This window comes from Pontibacter sp. LHS1, assembly GCF_058932855.1.
This window is the reverse complement of record NZ_JBZYWF010000002.1, coordinates 323,873-349,796: the sequence shown is the minus strand read 5'-3', so window position 1 is coordinate 349,796 and position 25,924 is coordinate 323,873. Positions and strand designations below refer to the sequence as shown.

At 51.3% G+C, this 25,924-nt stretch carries 20 protein-coding genes; 6 read left to right on the top strand and 14 right to left on the bottom strand.

What is annotated here, in order from left to right; translation table 11 throughout:
• Positions 1-55: 55 nt before the first annotated feature.
• The 6 genes from mscL to AC5FXQ_RS05855 form a co-directional block, all read right to left on the bottom strand.
• Entirely contained in the window at positions 56-484 is a 429-nt protein-coding gene (mscL, locus tag AC5FXQ_RS05880; protein WP_493601564.1) for a large conductance mechanosensitive channel protein MscL, read from the bottom strand.
• Between the two features lie 280 nt (positions 485-764).
• Complete coding sequence (locus AC5FXQ_RS05875) at positions 765-953, bottom strand: hypothetical protein (RefSeq protein ID WP_493601563.1); 189 nt, start codon at positions 951-953, stop codon at positions 765-767.
• 44 nt (positions 954-997) lie between these two features.
• Positions 998-2,239 (bottom strand): glycosyltransferase family 61 protein, encoded by a 1,242-nt coding sequence (locus tag AC5FXQ_RS05870; RefSeq protein WP_493601562.1) that lies wholly within the window; start codon positions 2,237-2,239, stop codon positions 998-1,000.
• A 299-nt stretch (positions 2,240-2,538) separates the two neighbouring features.
• Complete coding sequence (locus tag AC5FXQ_RS05865) at positions 2,539-4,119, bottom strand: SulP family inorganic anion transporter (RefSeq protein ID WP_493601561.1); 1,581 nt, start codon at positions 4,117-4,119, stop codon at positions 2,539-2,541.
• A gap of 85 nt (positions 4,120-4,204) precedes the next feature.
• Complete coding sequence (locus AC5FXQ_RS05860; protein WP_493601560.1) at positions 4,205-4,777, bottom strand: class I SAM-dependent methyltransferase; 573 nt, start codon at positions 4,775-4,777, stop codon at positions 4,205-4,207.
• Positions 4,778-4,905: 128 nt separating this feature from the next.
• The gene (locus tag AC5FXQ_RS05855) at positions 4,906-6,507 is read right to left on the bottom strand and encodes a peptide chain release factor 3 (protein WP_493601559.1); all 1,602 of its coding nucleotides are present in this window, start codon (positions 6,505-6,507) and stop codon (positions 4,906-4,908) included.
• Between the two features lie 527 nt (positions 6,508-7,034).
• Here AC5FXQ_RS05855 and gap point away from each other — a divergent pair.
• Complete coding sequence (gap, locus tag AC5FXQ_RS05850; protein WP_493601558.1) at positions 7,035-8,027, top strand: type I glyceraldehyde-3-phosphate dehydrogenase; 993 nt, start codon at positions 7,035-7,037, stop codon at positions 8,025-8,027.
• A 117-nt stretch (positions 8,028-8,144) separates the two neighbouring features.
• Here gap and AC5FXQ_RS05845 read toward each other — a convergent pair whose 3' ends face one another.
• The 4 genes from AC5FXQ_RS05845 to AC5FXQ_RS05830 all read right to left on the bottom strand — a co-directional run bounded on the left by AC5FXQ_RS05845 (position 8,145) and on the right by AC5FXQ_RS05830 (position 13,430).
• Positions 8,145-8,894 carry a metallophosphoesterase family protein gene (locus AC5FXQ_RS05845; RefSeq protein WP_493601557.1) on the bottom strand — a complete coding sequence of 250 codons (750 nt, stop codon included), beginning with the start codon at positions 8,892-8,894 and terminating at the stop codon, positions 8,145-8,147.
• Positions 8,895-9,169: 275 nt separating this feature from the next.
• Positions 9,170-10,291 (bottom strand): serine hydrolase domain-containing protein, encoded by a 1,122-nt coding sequence (locus AC5FXQ_RS05840; RefSeq protein ID WP_493601556.1) that lies wholly within the window; start codon positions 10,289-10,291, stop codon positions 9,170-9,172.
• Positions 10,292-10,402: 111 nt separating this feature from the next.
• A complete protein-coding gene (locus AC5FXQ_RS05835; protein ID WP_493601555.1) occupies positions 10,403-12,835 on the bottom strand; it encodes a TonB-dependent receptor in 2,433 nt (810 codons plus the stop codon).
• A 334-nt stretch (positions 12,836-13,169) separates the two neighbouring features.
• Positions 13,170-13,430 (bottom strand): hypothetical protein, encoded by a 261-nt coding sequence (locus tag AC5FXQ_RS05830; protein WP_493601554.1) that lies wholly within the window; start codon positions 13,428-13,430, stop codon positions 13,170-13,172.
• Positions 13,431-13,727: 297 nt separating this feature from the next.
• On the opposite strand from AC5FXQ_RS05830, the gene AC5FXQ_RS05825 reads away from it, so the two are divergent.
• From AC5FXQ_RS05825 to AC5FXQ_RS05815, 3 genes are all read left to right on the top strand, one after another.
• Positions 13,728-14,159: an STAS/SEC14 domain-containing protein gene (locus tag AC5FXQ_RS05825; protein ID WP_493601553.1), complete on the top strand. Its 432-nt coding sequence runs from the start codon at positions 13,728-13,730 to the stop codon at positions 14,157-14,159.
• Between the two features lie 209 nt (positions 14,160-14,368).
• Positions 14,369-14,638: a hypothetical protein gene (locus tag AC5FXQ_RS05820; protein ID WP_493601552.1), complete on the top strand. Its 270-nt coding sequence runs from the start codon at positions 14,369-14,371 to the stop codon at positions 14,636-14,638.
• Between the two features lie 108 nt (positions 14,639-14,746).
• Positions 14,747-15,061, top strand: coding sequence for a DUF6122 family protein (locus AC5FXQ_RS05815; protein ID WP_493601551.1), 315 nt, complete (start codon positions 14,747-14,749; stop codon positions 15,059-15,061).
• Here AC5FXQ_RS05815 and AC5FXQ_RS05810 read toward each other — a convergent pair.
• Positions 15,058-15,699, bottom strand: coding sequence for a DUF3347 domain-containing protein (locus tag AC5FXQ_RS05810; protein ID WP_493601550.1), 642 nt, complete (start codon positions 15,697-15,699; stop codon positions 15,058-15,060). The genes AC5FXQ_RS05815 and AC5FXQ_RS05810 overlap by 4 nt on opposite strands.
• A gap of 169 nt (positions 15,700-15,868) precedes the next feature.
• Here AC5FXQ_RS05810 and arsC point away from each other — a divergent pair, with 169 nt between their 5' ends.
• On the top strand, positions 15,869-16,210 hold the full coding sequence (arsC, locus tag AC5FXQ_RS05805) for an arsenate reductase (glutaredoxin) (RefSeq protein ID WP_493601549.1): 342 nt from the start codon (positions 15,869-15,871) through the stop codon (positions 16,208-16,210).
• 67 nt (positions 16,211-16,277) lie between these two features.
• On the opposite strand, the gene tamL is transcribed toward arsC, so the two are convergent.
• Together tamL and AC5FXQ_RS05795 are read right to left on the bottom strand one after the other, a co-directional pair.
• A complete protein-coding gene (gene tamL, locus AC5FXQ_RS05800) occupies positions 16,278-18,656 on the bottom strand; it encodes a translocation and assembly module lipoprotein TamL (RefSeq protein WP_493601548.1) in 2,379 nt (792 codons plus the stop codon).
• Between the two features lie 13 nt (positions 18,657-18,669).
• Positions 18,670-23,760: a translocation/assembly module TamB domain-containing protein gene (locus AC5FXQ_RS05795; RefSeq protein ID WP_493601798.1), complete on the bottom strand. Its 5,091-nt coding sequence runs from the start codon at positions 23,758-23,760 to the stop codon at positions 18,670-18,672.
• Positions 23,761-24,036: 276 nt separating this feature from the next.
• Here AC5FXQ_RS05795 and AC5FXQ_RS05790 point away from each other — a divergent pair, with 276 nt between their 5' ends.
• Complete coding sequence (locus AC5FXQ_RS05790; RefSeq protein ID WP_493601547.1) at positions 24,037-25,332, top strand: hypothetical protein; 1,296 nt, start codon at positions 24,037-24,039, stop codon at positions 25,330-25,332.
• Here AC5FXQ_RS05790 and AC5FXQ_RS05785 read toward each other — a convergent pair.
• Complete coding sequence (locus AC5FXQ_RS05785; protein ID WP_493601546.1) at positions 25,319-25,789, bottom strand: YbhB/YbcL family Raf kinase inhibitor-like protein; 471 nt, start codon at positions 25,787-25,789, stop codon at positions 25,319-25,321. The two genes, AC5FXQ_RS05790 and AC5FXQ_RS05785, sit on opposite strands and share 14 nt — an antisense overlap.
• Positions 25,790-25,924: the final 135 nt, after the last annotated feature.

Below are 25,924 nucleotides of genomic sequence, written 5' to 3'. Positions count from 1 at the left end.
GCTGCACTGGCGTATTCGCTTAAGTGCAGCAGGGCTTTTCAGGTATGGGCAGTGCTTACTTTGCTGCAATAGTGCGCAGGGCGTCGCGCATTTCGGTGAGCAGCACTTCTTCTTTGGTTGGAGCAGGCGGCACTGCCGGGGCGGCGGCCTTTTTACGCATCATGCGGTTCATGGCTTTTACGATCAGGAAGATGATGAAGGCCAGGATCAGGAAGTTGATCAATACCGTAATAAAGTTACCCCAGGCAAACACGGCACCCAGTTTACGAGCCTCCTCTAAAGCCAGGCCCTGCGGTACGGCATCAGAGAGTGGTACATACAGGTTTGAGAAGTCCATATCACCAATCGCCTTACCGACCAGCGGCATGATGAGGTCGTTGACAACAGAATTAACCAAACCACTGAAGGCGGCACCAATGATGATACCAATGGCCAAATCCATCACGTTGCCGCGCATGGCAAACTCTTTAAATTCTTTCATCATACCCTTATGCTGTGATTTTTGAAGGTGAGGAGATTTTGCTTTTTATGATATGTAAATATATTCATTTGAAAGTATAAAGCAAGCGACCTATACCTACGCATTTAACTGAATAGCCCCCATAAAGACACAGCCCGGTGCTATACCTAGAACAGGTATAGCACCGGGCTGAATTCTCTTCCCGGAAGGTGTAGTGCCTGCCGCAAAAAAACATTGGGTGCATTCTGGTAGATACCTGCACCCAATGGTCCTGCAAATCAGGGCAGACTGCCCGATCGACTGATTATTCCTTCACTTTGTAGCTACAGTTCTGACCTGCGCTGTATTCTATTTTCTCGTCAGACAGTAGCCCTTCAATGAGTTCGTCTGTGTACTCCTTGCTGAAGCCAAGGCTCTCGCCAAGGGCTCTTTCGTCCAGCTTTCCGTTGTTTTTGCGCAAAGCTTCGAGGTACTTCTTTTTATCTTCTTCCATTGTTTTCAGTTTAAGTTCAGTTGCGCGATGTCGCCACACGGCTATCAGCCATACCTTAGGTTAGTTTGTTGATTTGGCTGCCCCTGTCTTTTGTTTTTCTTCTCAGCCCGGATCAGGTCAACGAGCTCCGGCAGGTCTACTTTCAGGTTCTCGTGCTGGCCTTGTCCGGCATCTTTTACCAGACTGTCGCTCTTGCAGATGATGTAGCTGTAGTCCATGCCCATTTTGGTGGCAATGTCGTAGAAAGGCTCTATTACAAAACCTTCGTGAAACAGCTCAATCACCTGAGTGCCCGGCTTGCAGAACATTATGCTTACCAAACCCGCTCCCGTGGCCGATACGACCGAGCTTGCCCTTGAGAACAGCCTGATCCGCTCCAGCATGGATAATTGGCTCAGCACCACCGGGCGGTAGCCGTAAGGTTTCAGGGCCTCCACCAGCTCTGCTTCGTTCTCGACCTGTCTCAGTTTGGAGTCGCTGCGGCTGATGTATAGTTTTAAGTCCTGTTGTTTTGTTTCGGTTTCTTGTGCGGCAAGGGGTACAAAAGCGGCCTGTATGTAATTGCAGAGCCAATGCGGTACCAGCGTGTGATTGCCACGGGGAGCAGTGGAGGCGATGATGCAATCGGCCATGATGTGCGGATGCTCGTCACTGGCAATCAGTTTTCCATCCGGTATCCCGAGTAGTCGCAGTGTTTCGAGCTGGTAGCTATAGCGCAGGCTGGGCACCAGGAACCAATCCACTTTATCGTAGAGTCCGCTCTCTTTGAGCAAATGCAGGCGTGGCAGCACATCCACAAACCAGTGGCTGATGTTATTAAGCCCCGCACCTCCTGTGAGCAAGGAGAACACTGTGCCCTCAATCCTTTTGGGTCTGGAAAAATAGCGCTGTTCAAAAATATTGTTATACCCGCTTTCCGTCACTTTCCCCTCTTTCATACTCAGGGACACATTCTCGATCAGGCGGTTGTATTTGCTGATGATCGCTACGGTGCTGTCGTTGTCGGTGTAGATTCTGCCATTGGGGGCTTCTACCACCACATAGTCAGTGGTGACTTCCCGCTGCGGTTTCCAGTAGGCTGAACAGGCTTCGAAGAGAGCCTCCGGGATGTCCAGGGTGGTGCGCAAAGCGGGATAAACAGGGTATAGCGTTACTTCAAGCTGAGTTTGTGCATTATCTGCATTCAGGTAGTATATACTTTGTGGCCTGTAGCGGATGTTGTGAGACACAAAGCGTCCAGTAATCTTTTTCAGCCGGTTTATGATCCTTTTATAAAGTATTTTCATGGTAATCCAGGGTAGGCAGCAATGGCTTATGGCAAACATTGCCTGTTGTAGTTATAGGTATGGGCGGTGAGTAAATAGAGACGCTGCAGCTAACCAGAGGTGGTTTACGGATTATTTTCAAACTTGAGTGAGAATTTCAGGAGTAAAAAAAAACTACTCCCCCTGGGCAACAAAGGATGCCATTCACGGGGGAGTAGGAGTAGTGTGTAGCCGGTCGTAATCTATCATCAGTATTATAAATCAATCTGATTCTATATACTGATTAACTTATAGGATTGTTCTTGCTAAATTGTCCTGATTTAAGCTAGTTTACGCTGGGCAAAGAACTTGTCAAGGCCTATTTGTTCTATTTTAATATTCTTATAGGCTGCCGTGGCTTTAAATTCTTCGATGATCTCGAGCACGTCGTCGTCTATATTTACAGAACGGGAAGCATCGATTACCACCGTGGAATTAGGTGCTACGTGGTCCAGCGTGAGCATGACACTTGCCTTGTTCAGGAAAGTAACCTCCTCCGAAAGAACCAGCTCCACACGTTCGCCCTCATAATGTGCTTTCTTATCAATAAAGAACGGCGTGCGGTAATTGTCGCGCAGGATCATGAACACCGACACGGCACCACCGATCATGATACCTGTGATCAGGTCGGTCAGCATCACGGCCACGATGGTCACAAAGAACGGCACAAACTGGCGCTTGCCAGCCTTCCACATGCGGCGGAACAGGGCCACCGACGTCAGTTTATAACCCACCACAAAGAGCACCGCCGAAAGCGAAGCCAGCGGAATCATGTTGAGGACTCTAGGTATAGCCATGACACAGATCAGCATGACGGTACCGTGTGTGATGGTTGCCAGTGGCGTACGGCCACCTGAAGATACGTTCGCAGAAGTACGCACGATCACGGCCGTCACCGGCAGACCACCGATAAAGCCCGATACTATGTTGCCTATTCCTTGGGCTTTGAGTTCGCGGTTAGTGGATGATTTACGCTTGTAGGGGTCCAGCTTATCGCCTGCCTCAGTGCTCAGCAAAGACTCCAGCGATGCGATAAAGGCAATGCTCAGGGCCACGGTATAGAGCTCCGGATTAGTGAGTTGGGAGAAATCCGGGAAAGTGAAAAACGAGAAAAACTCACCGATGCCATCAGCTGCCGGAAGTTGCACCAGTCGGTTTCCGCTGAGGGCCAGGTGTGGAAAATAAGCTGCGAATAGCTGGTTCACAAGTACGCTCACAACTACTGCAATAAGGGCAGAGGGCACGAACTTAAAGAAGGTAAAGCGCTTGAGCGCCGGTTGGTCCCAGGCAAAGATGATGATGAGCGAGAGCACCGTGATGATAGTGGCGCCCAGGCTGATCTGGTCCAGCACACCGGCAAACAGGTTGGTGCTAAGGCCGTCTTCCATGCTGCCGAAGAGCTCTTTGCCCGCATACCCGAAGGCGTGCGGTATCTGGTTGATGATGAGGATAAGGCCGATAGAAGCCAGGATGCCCTTGATCATCGAGCTTGGGAAGAAGTAGGCAATAGTACCTGCCCGCAGGAAGCCCAGGATGATCTGCAGCACACCCGCTATCATAGTGGCCGCCAGCACCGCCTGAAACGAGCCCAGCGACTGAATAGCCATGAGCACTACCAGCGCCACCGAAGCGGCCGGTCCGCTTACGTTTACTTTGGAGCCGCTCAGAAAGCCCACCACGATACCGCCCACTATACCGGCGATGATGCCCGAGAAAAGGGGCGCACCAGAGGCAAGCGAAATGCCAAGGCAGAGCGGAAGCGCAATCAGGAATACTACCAGACCGGCAGGAAGGTCAGTCTTGACATGAGAGAAAAACCCGTCGTTGATTCTTTTCTGATCGGGTAATGAATTTTGATTCATAAAAGTGTCTTTTGTTACGAAATAGGATAAGGTGTATAAGGTGGTATACTGCGTATTGTTTCTGCTTCAGGTAAAACTCAGTCTTTCATAGTTTGCTCTGATTTTTGGGTTTATGTTTTCTTAAAATGATCACTCTGTTGTTGTCCGCATAAACTATTTCAAAACCATAGTACCTCGCGATCCAGTCGAAGGTATGGCGGTGGTAAAACACCACATGCGTCGGGTCTCTGGCGTAGTACCAGGCTGGCAGGTCGCTCAGGTGCTGCCATTGCTCCGTCATCACGATCAGGAAGCCACCTGGTTTGAGCAGGTGGCTCAGTTGCTGCATTTCGGCACCCGGAGTAAAAAAGTGTTCAAAACACTCCGTCGCGAAAATGAAATCATAGATTTGCTCTGCTTTCAGTTCCGGAAAAAAGTAGGGGTCGTAGTCATCCACAACATAGCCCTTGTCTCGCAGCAACACCGACAGGGTAGGGCCGGGGCCGCAGCCGTAGTCCAGGCCGCGCATACCTACGTGCAGATAGGTGAGCGCGGGTATAATGGCTCTGTTCAGAAATTGCACATAGCCAGCGTTACTGATCTTATTCTCGTGTTTTAGGTAATGCGCTTTTTCAAGTTCAGCTGAGGGCAAATCCTGTCTGGCAGAAAATAGAAGCATGCACCTCTGGCACAGGTATAGGGTGCGGTCATTTGGCCCCTGCAACCTCTCTGGTTGTTGCCAGTCAGCGCACAAGGGGCAAGTGGCTTCGCTTCTATTTCCTGAGCTCCTGAGCATATAGCCAATCTTTATCCCTGTCTTGCCGCCTCAAACTTGAAGTCGGAGGTAAAGTGGAAGTTCAGCTTCGGATAGTGCTCCTGGACCGAGCGCAGCACCCAGGCCGTGTCGGCGAAGAATACCGGGTTCTCATCTTTGTCGTAGGCAATGTGGCTGCCCTTGATTCCAATAAACCGGGCCAACGCCTCTTTGTCATCTGATGTGATCCAGCAGGCTTTGTAGTAGTTGAGGTGGTACAGGTCGCAGGTAGCGCCGTATTCCTGTTTGAGTCGGAACTTGATCACATCGAACTGCAGCTCACCCACCGTACCAATGATCTTGCGACTACCCGGCTGTTGCACAAACAGCTGCGCTACACCCTCGTCTGTGAGCTGGCGTATACCTTTCTCCAGCTGCTTTGTCTTGAAGGGGTCCTTGTTTACCACCTCCTTGAATATCTCAGGTGAGAAGCTCGGAATACCTTTGTACTGCAGCAGTTCGCCTTCCGTCAGCGTGTCGCCGATCTTGAACGAACCGGTATCGTACAGGCCGACCACATCGCCGGGCCACGCCTCTTCCAGCAGACTCTTTTCGTTGGCCATAAAACTGGTGGGGCTGGAGAAGCGGATGCGCTTATCGAGTCGGGTATGGTAGTAGAGCTTGTTGCGCTCGAACTTGCCGGAGCAAATCCTGCAAAAGGCAATGCGGTCGCGGTGGTTCGGGTCGAGGTTGGCGTGTATCTTGAAGATAAAGCCGGTAAAGGCATTCTCCTCTGGCCGCACTTCCCGTTGAGAAGCCTGTACAGCCTGTGGGGAAGGAGCGATCTTGACGAATGTGTCCAGCAGTTCGCCCACGCCAAAGTTATAGATGGCGCTGCCGAAGAACACAGGTGCCAGGTAGCCCTCTTTGTACAGGTCAAGGTCGAAGTCTTCGTAAAACTCGTTCAGGAAATCAGTGTCAGACCGGAGTGTGTCAGCAGACTGCTTTCCAATGATCTCGTCCAGTTCGGTATTCCTGATGTCCTCTATGGCGATGACATCCTTTGTAAGTTGCTGCTTGTTGGCCGTGAAAAGACGGAGGTCCTTGTCGTAGAGGTTATACACCCCCTTGAAGGTGGAGCCCATACCGATCGGCCAGCTCAGCGGGCGCACGTGGATGTTGAGCTCCCGCTCCAGCTCGTCCAGCAGCTCGTAAGGGTCACGTCCCTCGCGGTCCATCTTGTTGATGAACACGATCACCGGTGTGTTGCGCATGCGGCATACCTGCATCAGGTTGCGGGTCTGTTCCTCCACGCCCTTTACGCAATCCACCACCAGGATCACACTGTCTACGGCCGAAAGGGTGCGGTAAGTGTCTTCGGCAAAGTCCTTGTGACCGGGTGTGTCCAGGATGTTGATCTTATGACCGGCGTAGTCAAAACCCATCACCGACGTGGCAACGGAAATACCCCTTTGCTTCTCGATCTCGAGAAAGTCGGAGGTGGCGGATTTGGTGATTTTGTTGCTCTTGACAGCACCCGCCGTATTGATAGCACCCCCGAACAAGAGCAGTTTTTCGGTAAGGGTTGTCTTACCGGCATCGGGGTGGCTGATAATGGCAAACGTGCGTCTGCGCAGGATTTCGTCTGAAACCATGAAGCCTGAATTAAAGCTGATCCCGAAGGATCTTTAAGTGAAAAATGAAATAGTATAGCTGTTTACCCGGGAAGGGTAAATAGATGATCAGGGGGGAGTAGGGACGCTATGTATGATAAGGGCGTACATTTGAGGATGCAAAAGTACTAATAATCCGTTGAAATGCAAAAACTGTGGTCAGTCAGTTTTGATTTGCCGCGCTGGCTGGCAGTTTGCACCTGCGCCACCTAAGCGAGGACTGCCGTCGTCTGTTGGCCAATGCCGATAGCTTTATTGAGGTCAACATCATGGAAGATCCGCACTATGCCGTGCTTTCGGATAAGCTGGCCTAAGGTATAGGCATCTGAAGAAAATACTAAGGGGGCTTTTGCCTCCTTAGTATTTTAAACTGATTCGGTCTCGAAATTTATAGCTATACAGGTTTTAGGTGACTACCCTGGCGGTTTAGGAGTATACTTATAGTATAGCTCCCAGGCGAGCCCGAGAACTGAAATTATGTATCACACACTTAAATAAATCTGAAAACTATGGCGAAGATAAAAGTTGCAATCAATGGCTTTGGCCGTATCGGCAGGCTCACGTTTAAAGCCCTGCTCCGGAAAGAAAATGTAGATGTTGTGGCCATAAACGACCTGACCGATACCAAAACACTGGCCCACCTGCTGAAGTATGATTCCGTGCACGGCCGCTTTAACGGCATCGTGCAGGCAACCGAAAACGGTTTAATCGTAGACGGGCAGGAGATCAGCGTGACGGCTGAACGGGAGCCCAAAAACCTGCCCTGGGAAAGACTAGGTGTGGATGTTGTGCTCGAGTCCACTGGCCGTTTCGTGGACGAGGCAGGCGCCTCCGGGCACCTGGAAGCCGGTGCGCGAAAGGTGGTCATCTCAGCCCCTGCAAAAGGCAATATACCGACGGTCGTACTGGGTGTGAACGAGAACATCCTGACAGGTGATGAAAGAATCATCTCAAACGCGTCCTGCACCTCAAATTGCCTGGCGCCGATGGCTAAAGTGCTCGACGATGCCTTTGGTATTGAGAAAGGTTACATGACCACCGTGCACGCTTATACTGCAGATCAAAACCTTCAGGATGCGCCGCACAAGGATCTGCGAAGGGCCCGGGCAGCCGCCTACTCCATTATTCCCACCACAACAGGGGCGGCCAAAGCGATTGGCCTGGTCATGCCCCAATTGAAAGGCAAGCTGGATGGTGTCGCCATACGGGTGCCTATACCTGCCGGCTCCCTGACAGACCTTACCTGTGTTTTGAAAAGGCCTGCTACAAAAGAAGAGATAAACGCCGCCATGAAAGATGCCGCAGAAAGTTCTCTGAAAGGAATCCTGGAGTATACAGAAGACCCGATCGTATCCATTGATATAGTGGGCAATAAACACTCCTGTATTTTCGACGCGGAGATGACCTCGGCAAACGGGACTCTCGCGAAAGTGGTCGGCTGGTACGACAACGAAGTAGGTTACTCCAACAGGTCTGCCGACCTTATTTCTAAAATCGGCTAAAACACTTAAGCCGGTGCAGGGAGCTTTGGGCTACTTGCACCGGCTAGGGTATACCTTTCTTTAAGATGGCTTATAAGGTATAAGCAGAGGTTTTTTGAAAAGAAAGCTCCTGTTGGCTTATACCTCGTACAGAAAAAAAGGCTTTTCGTAACCGGACTTCTGCAGCACGGGTTTGGATACGTTAAATACTTTTACGCCCGTGGATGTTTCACCTTCGAGGGTGCCCACGTGCGCATGACCATGAAAGGCGGCTGTTACATCTCTGCGGTTGAGCGGCTCCTCGAGTCTGGAGCAGCCCAGGAAAGGGTGGATCGCGTCCGGCTCTCCTTCTATGGTCGCTTTGATGGGGGCGTAGTGCAGTAGCACGACCTTTTTGAGGTCACTCTGCTCGCTGTCGAGCTGCGACAGGGCCGCGTCGAGCTTCAGCGCCTCTGTCACGGTCTCCTGCACAAAATCCTTGTTGAGCTTTTCGCCAAACATGCCCAGCATATACGTATCGAAGCCGCCGCCAAAACCCTTCACACCCGCAAAGCCGACATGCCCGATCACAGTGAAATCGCCGTCGAGCAGTTTGAGGTTGGTTGGGGCAAACACTTTGCGCAGTTTTTTCACCTGGTCGTGGTCGTAGTCGTGGTTGCCCAGTACGGCCAGCACAGGTATAGTGCAGGCCTTCAGTTCCTCGGCCAGCACCTCAGCTTCCGTCTCACGGCCCGTATCGGTCAGGTCGCCGCAGAGCAGCAGCACATCTGCCTCCTCCGATACCTGCCTGAAAAAATCCGTCCATTTGCCAGCGTCCTGCTCCTGCACGTGTATGTCTCCCACAGCTGCTATTCTCAGTTTTTTATATTCTGTGTTCTCTTCTTGCATGGTCAGTTTTTTATTGATTGTATAACTACGTGCAGGGGCGGCATCAGGATAGGGCAGGGGGTAAATCCCGCCTTAAAATGAACAGCCTCCACACTGCAACGTGCGGAGGCTGAGAGAATTAGCGGTCCTGAATTTGGCTTGAGGCGTATAAAAAGTAAAAATCTTCTGGTGCAGCACGCCCACCATTCAGAAAACTGTCAGTCCTCGAAAAGGCGTCTATACCTTTGGTTTAATTGATTGCCAGTTACAAGCCCAATGCGCTGTTGTCAAAGGAATTATTTAAGGTCTTCAATTAAACCTCTGACTGTTATCATCAGCTTATCTGCCGTCTCAAGGTCGCTTTGATTTGTTATTACAGAAATTCCTAAATTGTATTTTGGGAGAATGAAGAACCAATTCTGACTTCCAAATGCTCCGCCGTGTATGCTAAAATACTTCCCGTATTCTTCACTGTTCCTAACTGGCCAATAGTAAGCCATTTCTCGGTTCCCACTCGCGTACAGCGTCCTTTGTGCTTCGGCTACCGTACTGTTACTGGTATCCAGTTGTAAGGCCATATAACTTACTAAATCTGGCATTGTTGTTTTTACACCACCTGCTGCTCCGAACATCACAACCTCGTGCGGTACCGGATTGTTGTTCATCCCATACCCATTTGCCAGGTTCTTTTCTTTCTCCTTTGGAAGAATTATTCTCGTGTCTTCCATTTGAGCAGCTTTCTCAAAATACGCTCTCAAAATTTCATCGAACGGCTGATGATAGACATTTTCTAATATTGCTGCCATAAGTTCGGTGCCCACATTCGAGTATTGGTACTTTGTTCCTGGAACAGTATCCAGTCTCACGTTATGCAGGTCTTTGAAGAAATCCTTTTTGCTGTAATCTTTCTGGATTTCATAAAACCTGAATGGAAGACTTTCATTAAAGTCGGTAAGCAAATCACTGATACTGTTGGGCAAAAATGTTGGCATCCGACTGGTGTGTGTTAGAAGATGCTTGATTCTTATTGGCTCGTTTCCATATTCAAAATTTGGGTAATCCTCTTTCAGGTAATTTCTGATATCGTCTTCGAGCATTATTTTTTTGTCCAGCACTGCTTCTGCAACGAGGATTCCAGTAAAGGTTTTGCTGACGGATGCAATTTCATAAATTGTATTGTCACTTGGTCGGTTGCCTTTTCCTTTATCCAGTTCGCCGTAATGGGATGTGTATTTTTTACCGTCTTTATAAATTCCGATTGAAACAGAATTTATTTTAGAATCCAGAAGCAGTGAATCTGCATTCCTGTCCATCGAAAGTTGAATTGGGTCATCTGCTATATTTTCCGATCTTACTACAGGACTTCTACACCCTGCGAATGAAAGAAGGTATATGAGCAATACTATTTGAATTTTCATTTACTGAGTCTGTCTGATTGATATTTACTGGTTGTAAATATTTTTCATGATGATTGCCTATCATAGGATATACTTCCTGATGAATTCTTCAGGAAGTATATCCTATGAATTTTAATTTCCGGTACGGTTGATCTCGTCCAGGTTGATGTTGCGCTTTTTCGCTTCGAAATCCTTTCCTTTAGCGAAGCGGTAGCGCAGGTTAATGCGTACACTCTGGGCGCCGTGGTATTGGTTGATGCGGTTGAAATTACCATCCTGGCTGGTCGTCAGGTTCAAGTGGCGTGATTTGAAAATATCAGTCACGTTGAGGCTAAGTGCCAGTTTGTCGTCCAGGAAGGAGCGCTTCAGACCGGCGTCAACCCACCACATGTCTTTTATCTCGAACATGCCGTACACTGCGGGACCCTGGTAGCCGGCATTCAGTTCCAGGCGTATGTCCTTAGGCAGCTGTATGTTATGGTTCGACTGCGCAAAGAAGAACAGCTGCTCCAGCACAATAGTCTGATCGTTGAACTGATTCTGATAGCGCTGGTGGGCCACAGTAGCCGTGTTGTTCATGTCCCATTTGTTGGAGATCTTCACCGGTGCTACCAGCGTGGCACCTATGTTGCGGTGCGATCGCACGTTCTGACGCTCAAACACAGTGGTGTTGTCCTCGTTGTTATACCTTGGTACTTCCGCTATGAAGTTGTCAGTCACAGAGTAGGTCATCACCAGGTTATAGCGCTGCTTCAGAGTCTGCGTCACCTCAAATGAGTTCGTGTACTGCGGGCGCAGGTAAGGGTTACCGGTAGCCCAGGTATAGGGGTCGATGTAGAAGATGAACGGGTTCAACTGCTCGTAATAAGGTCGGTTGATGCGACGGCTGTATTTATAGCCCAACTGGTAGTTTTCGCTTACCTTTTGCTGCACAAACACGCTCGGGAAGAGGTCCAGGTAGTTTCTGTCAGTCACTTTGTTAAGTGTCAGGGAGTTGCCCTGGGAAACTGTCTGCTCGGCTCTCAGTCCACCTTTCACCTGCCATACCTTGCCAAACGAAGTGGCGAAGGAGGCGTAACCGGCGTAGATGTTCTCTTCATACACAAAGTGGCTGGTGCGCTCAGGGTCCAGGATGTTGCGTCCATCTGATACTTCATAGAACAACAGCTCGTTGTCTGACACCACACGGCTTGCTTTGGCACCTAGTTCCAGTTTGGTTTTTCCCAGCGTTTTGGCGAAGTCGACCTTGGCTGAGAAGATGTCGTAGCTGGTAGGGTTGTCGCTCGTGAGCAGCTCCTCTTCCGCCAGCTCACGTGATTGCAGAAAATATTTGTTGTTGCTGAACGTGAAGTTGGTATTATCAACGATACGGGCATAGTCCAGGTCGGCAGAGAGGGTAGTGCCAGTGGAGTCCAGCTTGCCGCTGTAATGCAGGTTAAAGGTTCCGTTCTTATAGCTGTCGTCAATACGGTTTACAGACTGCAGGAAGCGGCTCTGCTCAGGATTAGGCGTGCGCAGATAAGAATCGGTGTGGAACCGGTTGTCATTGCTGGAGTACATCAGGTTTGTCATAAAACCAACACTGTGTCTGTCGTTCAGGTCATAGTCTGTGTTCAGGCGCAGCGAAGGCACCAGGCGTGTAGACTCTTCGTAGCCTTCCTGGTCGAGAAAGCTTACACCTTCGGCTCCTGGCAGCCTGCGTTCCATTTCCATGTCGCGGAAGCGGGTGCGGCGGGCCATGTCCACACTAGCCATGGTGCTCCATTTGCCGGCTTTGTGGTTGATCTCCGCACCACCATTGTAAGTGCTCAGACGATTGTACTGATAGCCTCCGTACACGCTACCACTCATGCCGAAAGCTTCGTTCTTTTTAAGGTTGATGTTGATGATGCCCGAGGTGCCTTCCGCATCATACTTCGACGAAGGGTTGGTGATGATTTCGAGGTCTTTCAGATTTTCGGCAGACATGCCCTGCAGCAGGTTTTGCAACTGCTTGCCAGAGAGAAAAGACTGCTTGCCATTGATCATCACCATGACACCTGGCTTACCATTGAGCGTAATGTTGCCATCCTGGTCAATCCATACACCCGGTGACTTTTCGAGCACCTCGTAGGCTGTGCTGCCCTGTGCCAGTCCTGTCCCTTCCACACTCACTACCATCTTCTCGGCATCGTTGGTAATGGTAGGGCGCATGGTCTGGATCGTTACTTCCTTCAGCGTTTTCACATCAGGTTTCACCTGCAGTTTGCCAAAGTCACGGCTGAAGTCAGGACCTGTTACTTCAAACACCTCTGTGGTCAGGGGCAGGTAGCCCAGGCCGCTTAATTTAAGCTTGTAGCTTCCCTTTGCCGGGGTTTTGATGCGGAAGGTGCCATCCATCTCCGCAATGGCTCCTGTGACAACTGCGTCAGTAGAAGAGGATAGTACAGCTACGTTTACGAACCCCAGGCCTTCGCCCTTCTCGTCAAGCACGGTACCTGTTAACCAGCCTTCGTTTTGAGCTAATGCATTGTGTGCCAGTGCTGTCAGGATAAGCAGGAAGAAAAAATGTAATAACTTTTTCATAGTATTATTTCGTTAGCGTGTAATGTAATTGGATGATGCAAAGCTAATGTATAGTACTTTGTTATGCAAGGTACTGTTTGATATATTATATGAATCACCTGAAATTATCCGTTAACAGCTCGAAAAATCAGACGAACGAAATTCATATCAGCGAAATTTCGATGAAGGCAGATGGGGGTACTCCGCGTATTGGCTTTGCTATAGATGTCTGTTGGAGGGCCATGGTTGCTCTGGTGCACCACAATTTTTTAGCGGGGTAAAAAAATCACCTGACTACCCACCAGGGTAATTAGGTGATGATAGTGGGCAAACTAGCTTGTAACTATATTATACCTTAATTCGCTAGCGGACAAAGGCAGTTATATTGCTTAGGGTGTTTTCTCTTGATCAGACGCAGCATATAGCGGAATACAAAATAGCGTTCCCGCTTACGCTCTTCCTGGTCAAGTGATTTTCGGTAGTCCAGCGTTTCCAACAGACTGGCAGTATCCTGGTAGAGGAGGTAACTATAGACCTTAAAAAAGCATTTTCGCACGCTTCCTTTCTGTACTTCTGTACCCGTTACTTCGACCAGTGCTCTTCTCAAATTGTCCATTTCTACCGCCTGTATATTTTAATTATGCTATTATTATATGCATATTCTCATGTTTAAAGCTTAAAGCTACCAGTTGATATGCAGAGATAAAATGACATTTATCATTTTAAAAATCAACGGTTTATGAAAATGTGGATGCTACAGATTGAAAGGCAGAAAAAGCGCTATGGGTTCCGTTTACATTCAAATATAGTAAGTTGGGGTAGCAGAAATGTAGTTTTTACATAATACTAACAACAGCCTAAAGGTTTCCACGTTATATGATTATAGCAGTAAATAATAGACTGTTATGCAGATATGAAGTCACCATCTTACCTTCAAGTGCATTATGATCCGGAGCAGGGCCTGATTTCGAGCCAATGGCTGCGGGTTGTAGACAGTGCTGAGTATCGGCAGGCGCTGGTAAACATTTGCCAGCAGTTGTATAAGAGTAATGCCCTGGCCTGGCTGGTGGACTTTAGCCGTATGACGAGCCCCACGATGCGGGATCAGAACTGGACCATAGAACTGCTAAGCCATAGTTTACCCCACACTAAACTCCGTAAACTGGCGCTTGTGCTCCCTGACGACCTTTTCCTGGAGGTTGTGGTGGAGAAAGTAAGTTACAGCTTAATGAGCATGTCCAATAACAAAGTGCAGATAGCGCACTTCGCCGACCCATGTACTGCCCAACAGTGGCTGGTAGCCTCAAGTGATCCGGATGAGGGCTTATTCCGTTACGCTTCCTAGCAAAATCTGCGGATCACCTGAAATAATGGTAAATCAACTTCACCGTTGGGTGTAAGTAAGAATTTACTGGGTAAAAAGGTGATAAGGGGTAAAACTTTTGATTTTTTTTGAAAGAATTCATGATTATCCTGAAATATTCCTGAACTTTTTGAGAGGAGTTCATGTAATGAAATTGCTATTAATCTATAATCCTTTGCACATACATTACTATGAAAGAGCTTGAGAGAATCCAGAAGGCGCTTCGGCACAGCAACACCCTTGTATTGAAAGACCGTGAAAAGAAGGTAGAGTGTTCTTTTATAAAGGAGGGACTGGTCTACGACAATTTCCAGATCGAGAACAACGTATTGGCGACAGCCCTACAGGAGGCAAGTCTGAACGGTATCGTGGAAGGTTTCAATTTTGAGCGTCTCAAAAACACATACGAGTGGTTTGCGCTGCGTGTGAAGTCCAGAATGCTTTTAGATACTCTGAAATAGTTAATTCCCATAGCTATAGAAAAAGCCCTTCGCTAAACGCTGGCGAAGGGCTTTTTTATGCTCTCTGACGGAGGTAACCTATACAGGGCTCATGCAGTACTGTGCTGTATGACGATATCACTCTCATTTGCCCTTCACATGTTCCTGCATGTAGCAGTTCCACTGGCAGTAGCAGCTCTGTTCTACAGAGATCAGTTCAAAAGGGCTTCTCTTTTGATGCTGGCGGGCCTGGCTATTGACGCAGACCATTTGCTCGTCAGACCAATTCTTGACCCCTGGCGCTGCAGCGTAGGTTTCCATTTACTGCATCAGTACTGGCTTATACCTGTTTATGTAGTCCTGGCCCTTATACCTAAAACCCGACTCATCGGCTTGGGTCTCGTCATCCACATCATCCTCGATTGGATAGACTGTTATTTTTAATTGAACACTTCCTCGTTGCTGCCGCACTTGAGCATGCTGCTGCCGAAGTATGGGTTGCGGATTTCTGGTTTGGTGCTCACCCAGTAGGCGCCCTGGTTGTTGTTTACCATCGGGCAATGCTGGTAGTATACTTTCTGGTCGGTGGCGCCAAAGGCTTTGGTCAGTGAGAACACAGCTTCTGACAGGTCTTCCAGCTGGTTGCGCTGCTCGCCCAGGTCGTTGGTGCCGGCAATGGCAGCGGCGGCATTGCGTACTTTTTCAATATGCTCTTCGGCAAATTCTTTCTGCTCAGGTACCTGCAGTGTCGCTACAGGCATTGCGTTCGCTGAGGTCAGCACGGCATTGGCTGCTTCTTTGGCCGCCTCCGGGTCAGACTCTACCATGGCGTCTTTCAGCACGATGTACTCGTCCAGCATCTGGGACAGATTACGTGTCATAGGCTCGGCTACCGAATCAAAAGTGGGCGTTTCCACTACTACAGTTCCTGCGGCAGGCATGTTATCACCGTGCGCCATGCCATCATGGTGCTCGTGGTCATGCTCCTCTGTAGCATCAGCCTGCTGCTGGTTGTTATCCGATGAACAGGAAGCGAAGGCAAACATAGCTACCAGCGCTGCGAAGAATGTTGTCTTTTTCATAATGGTTTATTAGGAAATAGAAAGGTTGGTTACAAAAGTGAAATAAAAACGGATGCCCCGGCCGGGCTCTCTTTTTTGCAAAGTTAAGCTTTTTGGCGAAATGAAGGTAAAAGGGCTGCTTTAGCCTTGTTTTGCTTTTACGTATCTTTGAACAAATCAAGTTTTAGAGATGGTTACGATCTATCATAACAACAGATGCAGCAAGAGCCGCCAGACGCTGGAGCTGCTGCGCGAAAAAGGAGAGGAGCTCCAGGTGGTGGAATACCTGAAAGACACACCTTCCGCACAGGAACTGAAAGCGGTGCTGCAGAAGCTGGGCCTGAAACCGGAGCAGGTGCTGCGCAAAGGCGAACAGGTATACAAGGAGCAGTACGCTGGTAAAAGTTATGCCGACGAGGAGTGGCTGCAGATCATGGCCGAAAATCCGATCCTGATCGAGCGCCCTATCGTGGTGAAAGGTGACAAAGCAGCTATCGGAAGACCACCTGAAAAAGTACTCGACATTCTTTAACAACTAGTTGACAGGTATAAGGTATAGCGGCTATACCTCATACCTGTTGCTATACCTGCTGCCTGCCTTAGAACGGATAGCCGATGGCGATGTTCAGCACGACGCCATGCTCGCCGGGACCGGGGTTGAAGCCGAACTTGAAATCATCAAGAACGAAACGTTCGCCCTGCGGCAGGTAGGGCACGCGCACCGGTACACCCAGGTCAAAGCGGATCACGAAGAACTCGATATCAATCCGCAGGCCGAAGCCGGTGCCCACCGCCAGCTCCTGGATAAGATTGCCCGCCTGGAATTTGGGCTTGTCCAGATTCCCATCCTGGTCATAGGTCTCGTTGATCAGCCAGATATTACCGGCATCCACAAACACAGCTCCTCTGAAAAAGCCGAAGATCGGAAAGCGGTACTCGGCGTTAGCCTCCAGTTTGATATCCCCCACCTGATCAAAGAAGGAGAAGGCCTGCTCGTCCGGTACGTTGTAGGTGCCCGGCCCGATGCTGCGTGCCCGGAAGGCCCTGATGCTGTTCGGTCCGCCGATCGAAAACTGCTTCACATAGGGCATGGTGCGGGAGTTACCATAAGGGTAACCCACCCCGGCGATCAGTCGGGTGGCCAGTTGACTCTGCTCGCTAAAGTTGAGATAGTAGCGGAAATCGTTGTCGATGCGGGTATACTGCGAGTAAGGCTGGTTAAAAATAGTGCGGGGAGGCACAGGCGGGTCCACTGCATCGTCCCGTTTTTCATTGCCCAGCAGCGACTGCACCGCACTTACCAGGTTGCCCGATACGTCCAGCGTAGTGGCGTTGAAGAATTGGTGGGTTTTCCGCTCAAGGGCCAGAGTGCTGAAGGTATGCTGGTAAATGGAGCCGATGATGAACTGCTCCTCAAAGCTGCTGCGCAGAAAAGGGTTGCGTTCCAAAAGGGTCTGAAACTCCTCTGTCTGCCGTCCCAGGCGCACATACTGCAGGTTGATCGGGGTGAAGTCATGCGTGATGGTCTGCTTCGGACGCCAGTTATACCCGTAGGAGGCGTTGAAGGAGTTCATCTGGAAGAACTGCACCCGGTTCAGGAAATTGTAGCCCAGCGTAATTCGCGTCTTGGGCACAAAGGCCGATCGCAGGTTGGGCAGGTTGAAAGGCGCCACCAGCCGGGGGAAGGTGAGGGAGGCCTGTGCTCCAAGTTCGTAGGAGTTCAGCCCGACCGGATTCTCAGGATTTTCTTCGGAACTGCTGACCACCCGTCTGCCGCCTACTTGGTTCTCGAAGCGACCGGTCAGGTCCAGTGTGAGCGTTTCAGATCCCTTGAACGCATTGCGGTTGCGGAACGAGACTGTGACGCCCGGTCCGGCCAGGTTGTTGGATTTGCTGACCATTTGTGCCTCCGCCCGCAGCGACTTCTTCAGCGCGGGGGTCATGAAAATAAATGCATCCAGGCGGTCTTCTTTCAGTGTATCGAGCTCGTACCGCAGGTTGACAAACTTATAGGCGCTCAGGCCAGAGAGTCTGCTCACAGTAAGCAGGTGGTTGCGTCGGCTGTATACGCTGTCCTTCGCTACAAACAGACCCGGCACCACATGCTTCGCCCGCACATAGTTTTCGTTCGGGATGTAGTTGTAAGCATCGAAACGAAGGGTGTCGCTCACCGAAAGGCTGTCGTTGATGGTGAAGTTGGAGTTGATGAAAATATCATCGATCCGGTATGGACGAAGCGACTGGGAAGGGGTATCCTGTTTCAGGCGCAGAAGCACATCCACCTCCTTGTTGCCTACCGTGGTGTCGGCACTGAAGATGAGCATATTGGGCGCAAAGAAGTAATAGCCCCTGTTCTTCAGAGCCTGGTCGATGCGGGCACGCTCCGCTATCATCTTATCCAGATCGTAAGGTTCTCCTTTTTTGAGGACAGAGTTTTCCTGCATCCGCCTGATCTCCGCATGTATAGGCAGCGAGTCGCTGGCGGTATAAGAAATGTTGCGGATGCGGTAAGGCTCGTGCAAGGTGGCGGTCCAGGTGATGGAGGCTTTTTTCTTTTTGATGGTGGTGTCACTCTGCACGGAGTTGAAAAAATAGCCCCGGTTGTGCAGGCGGGCATGCATCACCTCGTTGATACTGGTGGTATCCACCTCCGAAAGTAGCACAGGCGGTTCGCCGATCTTGTTCTGAATCCAGTTTTTCAGCCCTTTCTCCTTTTCAGTGTAAAAGGCATTGTAGATCCACAGTTTAGGGCGCATGCCGAGTATAGAAGCATTGGGCTGTGGGCGTACCGTGGCACTCAGTTCGGTCGCCAGTTCGCCGCTGCGGTTGCTGCTGTCCTTCTCATCATTTATTTTAACTTCAAATCCTGCAAAAAGGGCATCCCCGTCTGGTACTGTCTTGGTACTGCTGCAACCGGGCAATACCCAGCTCAGCGCCAGACATAAAGCAAACAGGGTATAGCGTAAAGCTGCTGTCATATAGGGTTTGTTCTTATTCTTCTTTGATGACTTCTTCTACTTTTTCTTCGGCTTCCTGCTCTTCTTTGCGCTTCTCCCGCTCATTGAATTTGATGGCTTCCTCCATACGGCGCTCCTCTTTTCGGGCCTGACGGCTCTCCAGGCTGCGGAACAGGTCGGAGAAATTATCGTAGTCGCGCACAAAGATCAGGGCAAGTCCGGTTGCCCGTACGTCGCCTTCCAAAAAGCCCTCGTACTGGTTGCGCTGGAAGCCTCGGACCCGCAGCCTGCCGTCTTTGGTGATGGAATACTCCACGGACACGTCGCCGCCGAAGCCGCTCATGTTGCGCTGCTGCGGCTCCCGCTGCCCCTCCAGGCCTATGTCGGTACCGACGCGCACAGTCAGACGGTCGTCAAGGAACTGCTGGCGCATGGCCACGTTCAGGTCGGTGCGTCCTTCGGCAGAACCGGACGAATAGTCTTCATAAGAGCTCACGCCCAGCTCCAGACCAAGACCGCCGGCATAGCGGTTGGTAAGCTGGTTCAGCTGATCCGACATCACCTGGCTCAATGAATTACGGGCAGTCGCTGCCAGGCCGCCGCCGGAACTGGCCAATGGATCAGGGGCCAGGAAACGCCCCAGCACCAACAGCGCAAATACCTGCTTATTCATCTCCGACTCATCCTGGCGCAGCGTGCCGAGCATGCTTTCTACGCTGCCATCCATGGCGCCGCGTTCCTCTTCTTCCAGCTGAATGTCAAAGCCGATCTCCGGCTTCAGCATTTCGCCTGTCAGGTTCACATACACTTCAAAAGGCAACTGGTTACGGAAGCGGCTATCTGCCTGTTCCATACTCCCTGTCTGGGCCGCGAGAAGCTCCATCGGGGCAGTCTGCACCCGGTAGATCGCCGTGATCTGCATGTCGGCCATCATAGGGTCGCCTGTCCAGTTGATGTAACTGCCTTGCGTAATGTCGAGTTGCCGGGATACCAGGTCATAGAAGTCCATGCTATATCTGCCCTCGGTGATCTCGTAGCGACCACTCATGCTGATCTGCCCGCTTGGCGTAATGCCAATGTAAAGGGGAGAGGCACTGCCACGCACGACCAGATTGTCGCCTGTGGTCGGGTCTATCACAATCGTGATGGTCGAGGCATCGGTCACCGTAATCTGCGCATCAACGTTGGCACCCACAAAACCGGCAGTCGTGCTTTCCTCGATCACCTTTCCGATAATGGCGTTGAGGGAGTCGTTGAGATTTACAAATTCTACCACACCTTCCCGCTCCGCTGCCGCTACATCATCGGCAGGAATCACGGTGGTGAAAGTGGAGTTGTCCAGTACTGTCACAAATACTTCGATATTCGGCTCCATCATGCTGCCGGTGATATTTGCCTTCAGGGCCATTTGCACGTTGCCGTAGAACAGGTCGTTGTCATTGGCGGTGGAATTCATGGCCAAAAAGCGATCTGTCTGCGCACGCAGGTCGAAGGTATAGTCGGTATAGTTCTGCGTCAGGATGCGGCCGTTGATGTCGAGGGTGTTGCCCAGCGAATCGGTGAGGGTAAAGTCACGCATGCTGATGCCCTGCTCTGTAAACTCCAGTCGCTCATTTTGAAGGGTATAGGGGGTGTTGAGCATCGTCAGGTTGAACTGTGCCTGGTTAAAGTCGAGCGCCCCGCGAATGTTTGGTTGCTCCAATGTGCCGGTAATACGCATTTTGCCGGAGGCACTGCCGTCCAGGTCGTCTACCATACCTTGCGTGAAACCCCCGAACGAGGCCAGGTTCAGATTGGCCACATTGGCATCCAGGTTGAGCAGGCTGGCATCGGGCTGCATTTCATAAAAGCCAGTCACCAGCACCTGGTTGCCGTTGCCGGTAAGTGCCAGGTCCAGGTTGTAGCGGTTTTCTCCGGCTGTGTTTGCTTTCAGGGCAATATCTCCTACCGGTATACCTGTATAGGCAAAGTTGGAGAGCATCATGTCGGCCGTGAAGCCCGGGTTGCCGGCCATCAGATCAGTAACTGTGGCCGTTCCGTTCAGCACACCGGTCATCACGCTGTCCTGCTGTTGGAAAGACTCCATGATATAGCCGATCTCAAAATTGCCAAACTCCACCTGCAAAGGAGCATTCGGACCAACGGGACCGGTACTATTGAGAAGCAGGTAATTGCCGTTGCGCTCCAGCCGGATGTTTTGGGCGTATAGCAGGTCCGTGTCAAATTGCAGGTAGTTGTCCTGCGGCACAGACCAGGGGTCCCCGTTGATCACCAGTTGCTCCGGGTCAAAGGCAAAGCGGTAGCCTGGGCCCAGGCTGTTGAGCACACCGCCGATCACAAACTGCTCCACGCTGTCGAGGTCAGCCATGGCCAGTCGCAGGGTCATGTCATTGTCGCGGGCTGCTCCGTTCAGGCTTACATTGTTGATCAGCAGCGAAGGCGAGCGGATCTCACGCACCCCGAGGCTGTACCCCATCTGCTCCCGGTTACCCCGCACCTGCAGGGCCACGTCCTGTATGTTGTAGTCGGTATAGACCACCTGCCCCACGTTGGCATCCATGGCAAATTCCTGCGTTTCCCCGTTGTAGGAGGCCGTAATCGGACCACTGACCTGTAATTGCTCCAGGTCAGGTACAAAGGAGGCAATGATATCCGGACGGCGCAATTGTACTTCAGCCTCAAAGTCGCCCAGGTTCAGGTTCGCCGGGAAAGGCGGGTCGGGCTGGAGATCGAAGTAAGCCGAAAAGTGCTTGGCTAGTGCGGTGGGCAGCTCAGCCAGGTCGTTGGTGAAGCGCATATCAGCATCCGCTATGCTGGAGTTAAGCGCAATGGCTGTACCCGGCATATTCTGCTGCAGCGTCAGGTGCAGCGAATCGATCGGGTAGGAGACCCCTTCGAGTCGCACCCGCACGTTATCGCCTTCCAATGTGCCGCTGATGTCACTGGCATCGTTACCGGCAAATCGACCACGAAGCTGTCCCCTGATGCCAAGGTCCTCTTCATAAAAATTGAGTGCTTTCAGGTCTACGCCTTTCAGGTCCAGGTCAAATACATACTCACCCCGCTCCGAATTGCGCAGGTTAAAGTCGCCTTTCAGGTCGAAGTTCAGGTTTTCGTCGCGGGCACGGGCTGCGACATGGTACAGGTTGCGGTCGATGCGGGCATCCACATCGACATTGTTGTAGGCGTAGTTATTATAGTTCGCTTCTTTAATGCGGGCCTGCACGTCAGCACGCATGGTTTCGGGAGTTAATCCTGTACCTCTTGCGGTAGCCTCAAAAGCCACACGCCCCACGCCATAATCTTCTGTGAAGAGCTGCCCCAGGTCAAAGCCTGACGTTCTGACCGTAGCCCTGAAAGGCTCGGCTCCGGCCGGACCCTGGTCCATATCTACCACGGCGTTCAGGTTGCCAAAGGAACTGCTGATTGCTGCATTTAAATCAAAGTTTGTGAGAGTGCCGCTATACCTGCCCGTCATGCTCAGGTTGTTCGGGATTCGGATCTCCGGCGGAATGGTACCCGGAGGAGCGAGGGCCAGGATGTCGGTACGGGTGGTCGCCATGCGGTTGATGTCGATGTCCATGGCCAGCCGGTCCGGGTCCATCGCATTGCGCATATTGCCGCTCACATTTACGGCAGTGCCCTGCAGACCAGCGACCTGCAGCTGCTGTATGTTGATGTTGTCCAGACGCCCCTGCGCACGACCGTCAAGGCGTATCGTAGAATTCGCAATTTTGCGGAACGATGGGTTATCGGCAAGGTCAGGTGCAAAGTACAGGGCATCCTGCATGCCGATGCGTGAGTTGTCGATGTCTAAGTCCAGCCGAACAGCGTCCAGGTTATCGGTCAGGTCAGCCCAGGAGGTATAGCGTAGGGCCAGGTCCTTGCTGATACGGCTGTGGCCGGTCTGCAGGTCGAGGTTAGCCAGCCGGGCGTGGGTGGAGTCGAGTGTAATATCCGACTGAAAATTGTTGACCCGGAAGCCGCTCTGTTCTTCGAGCTTGAGCTGGTTGAGCTGCATGCCCATCTGGTTCAGGCTATACCTGATATCCTCGGCCTCCATTTCGATGTTGGAGAAGCGCAGGTGGTTGTAGTCCATACCGCGAGCCTGGCGTGGCGCATCAGCATTGTCCATACCTGCCTCCAGACCACTTACATTCAGCTTACCCAGGTTCACCACCCAGCTCATGGGCTGCCCCTGTGTTTTTTCTACCGACTCGTCCAGTTTCCGTACCGTTTCGGCTGGGTTCACTGCCAGGGAGTCAGTCGGTTTCAATTTCTGCTGCACATAAAGCACCTTTGAGTCGTGCAGATCAAAGCTGCGCAGGTTGATCCGGGCGTTGGGCAGGTCAATATCGTCTACTGCCAGTTCCGATCTGCCTAGCTTCAGTTCAATGCGTTGGTCGGCCGGTATACTTGCATAGTTCAGCGCAAAGTTTTCCACTTCCACACCGTTCAGGCCGAAGTCAAAGGTGATGGGCTCCGAGGGTTCGTCAGGCGGTAGCTTGGTTTGTACATAGTTTATACCTGTGTTTCGCAACTCAATATTATCCAGCCGGTAGATCTCCTCTTCCAGCTTGAGCTCTTCCATGGTGGTGGTGAGTTGGCCCACCCTGGCCCTGATGTGATTGCCGCCCGCCTCGTCATTGAAATTGACATACACATTCTCCAGATTGATCAGGCCCAGGTCTATCTGCATTCCTCCTGTAGTGTCTGCGGGTTGTGCTGCGGTGGTATCGGTCGCGAATGCCTCCGCCAGGAAATCAAAATTGGAGGAGGAATCGGGGCGGATGTGCAGGTTGAGGGTAGCCCGCTGCAGGTCTACTTTACTGATATTCAGTTCACCACTCAGCAACGACCATAGTTTAATGTCCACCCCAAGGCGCTGGCTGTACCAGAGCGTGTCCTGTTGCTGGTCTTCCAGGTATACGTCCTCCAACACAATGGCATTGCGCCAGTCTGTTTTAAAACGGCCGATCTCTACGCGGGTGTCCAGCATGCCCGCCAGGTATGAAGCTCCTTTCTGGGCTGCGAAATTCTGCACTTTCGGGATTTGCAAAGCGATGATGATGAGCAATAGCAGGCCCACTACAATGGCAAGGAACCAGAGTATCACTTTGGCAATGGTTTTTCCGATATGTTTAGCTGATGCGATATGGAATTAGGTTTTACTGTTTGACTTTACGAAAGATTGCTAACAAGGATAGAATTTTTTACTAATGACTATGGCACATGCCCTGGTACGCCATAGTAAGGTTACAAGGATGTGACAGCTATTGTTTAGGACCCTGGCGGGAGGCAGATAGGTATATTTAGCAAGTGGTGTGATGTGAGTAGTTAAAAGCCAAACAACTGACTGCTGTTTGAGTACAATAAAACGTTGGTTTTTTTGTGTACGGCCATGGACGAGTCTGCTATACCTCCGGGTTTGAAGGATATGTTGGGTTTCGGGTTGGTAGAGGCTTTGCTGGGCCGACGCTCCCGTCGTTTTTTTATGGGGGCAGAAATCCCTGATGGCGTTTTTGCCTACAAATCGGCGAAGGAGCCGGTGCCCCTCTCTGAGCTGGAGAAACTGCTCGTGGTGACGGCCTGTGCCGGCAACACGGGCTGGCATAACATGATCTACCGGGCACAGCGCTATGCCCCGCATCTGTCCAACTATGCGGCTGCGGCAGGAGGGCGTACTTTTCCCTCAGCTGCCGGCTTCCATACCTCCATGACTTTCTTCACCGACGACTCCGGGGTGTATGTCGTAGACAACCGGGATGCGCCAGCCTCGGCAGACAGGGCGGCGGACGGTTCCCTGGATCTGGATGAAGTGGTGCAGGCCCTGCAAAGCCGCATCAGAAAGCTGCAGGACGGCCGCCTGAAACTTCCCTCAGAAGTGCCTTTTGTGGAAGCGCATAATACCTGGGTGACCAATAAGCCAGGTACGCTGCTGGTGATACCCGTGGCCGACCTCGCCCAGCACGTGCTGCTGGCACTCTGCTATATGCTGCAAAACGGACTCGTGCTGTTTGATGACATCCACAAGCGGGCGGTACCAGGTATAGCGCAATTCAAAAACCTGGTGGATGTGAAGAATGTCTGGCCCATCACTTTTGTAGAGCAGCTGTCACTTGCCGAGGTATGCGCGGAAATGGCGACTTCCTGCTATGCAGGGGCGCTGCTGCTGCAAGCCATGGGGTTGGGTGGCTGGATGTATGATGGCATAGACCCCTTCAGTGTGCTGGGGGCAAGCGGTATGGCCGGTGTGGAAGGGCTCGGCTTCCGCTACGATACCGATGAGCGCTGGCCGTACCCCAACCCGACCGGGCTGTCAGGTATAATGGAAGGCTACTGTCCGCCTCACTATCCGGGTATGCGGGCTGCCGTGGAGGCCGTGTGTGAGCGAAAATTTGGAGGAGGAGGCCCTTTCGATCCGGCAACACCCGGGCCCTGGCGGGAGAGTGCCAAGGTGAGGGGAGCAGCTCAGGTACACGATGAGGCATTCCGGGAGTGCGTGGCGCTGCAGGCACAGTATGTGTTCGATACCTTCGGCAAGTTCCCGGGCACGGTGCCGTCTATGTTTATCTGCACCTACCTACAGGCGCATCATCTGGATCTGGCTTTTTATGACAAGTTCTATCAACCCGGTGCCTACCTGCACACCCACGCCCATCACATGGCGCAGTGGCATCCTGTTACGCCATCATAACATTGTAGCGACTGTACACGCCCATCAGTTCGCCCATGGCGAGCACATGCGGGCCTATCACGCGGAGCAGTGCCTGGCGGCCGGTGCCTTCTTTGATGTTGAGCATCACATCCAGGGCGTAAATTCTATAATAGTAGTGGTGCAGCCCCTGCGGCGGGCAGGGACCTCCATAATGCAGCCTTCCAAAATCATTGGTCCCCTGTATTCCTGGCACAACCCCTTCCTCGATCAGGTTGGAAGGGGGCACATTCCAGACCAGCCAATGTGTCCAGATGCCCCGTGGTGCATCGGGGTCCTCCACAATGACTACCAGACTTTCCGTGTACTTTGGTAAGTTCCTGATTTCGAGCGGCGGACTGATATTCTCACCGTCACAGGTATAGCGGATAGGAATTCGCTCCCCCTGCGAAAACGCGGGACTTGTGAGGTATAGCTTTCCTTGGGTTCTCGACTGCATAAAGTTTCAGTTCCTGTATAGTATGAATGTTAAGCTGTTCGGGAGGTAGGGTGCGTATAACGGGAGCGTGTAATTATGATTAATATTTATATTGTAACTTAGTTTTTTTATAAAGGTTGAGTTTTTAAATAAAAA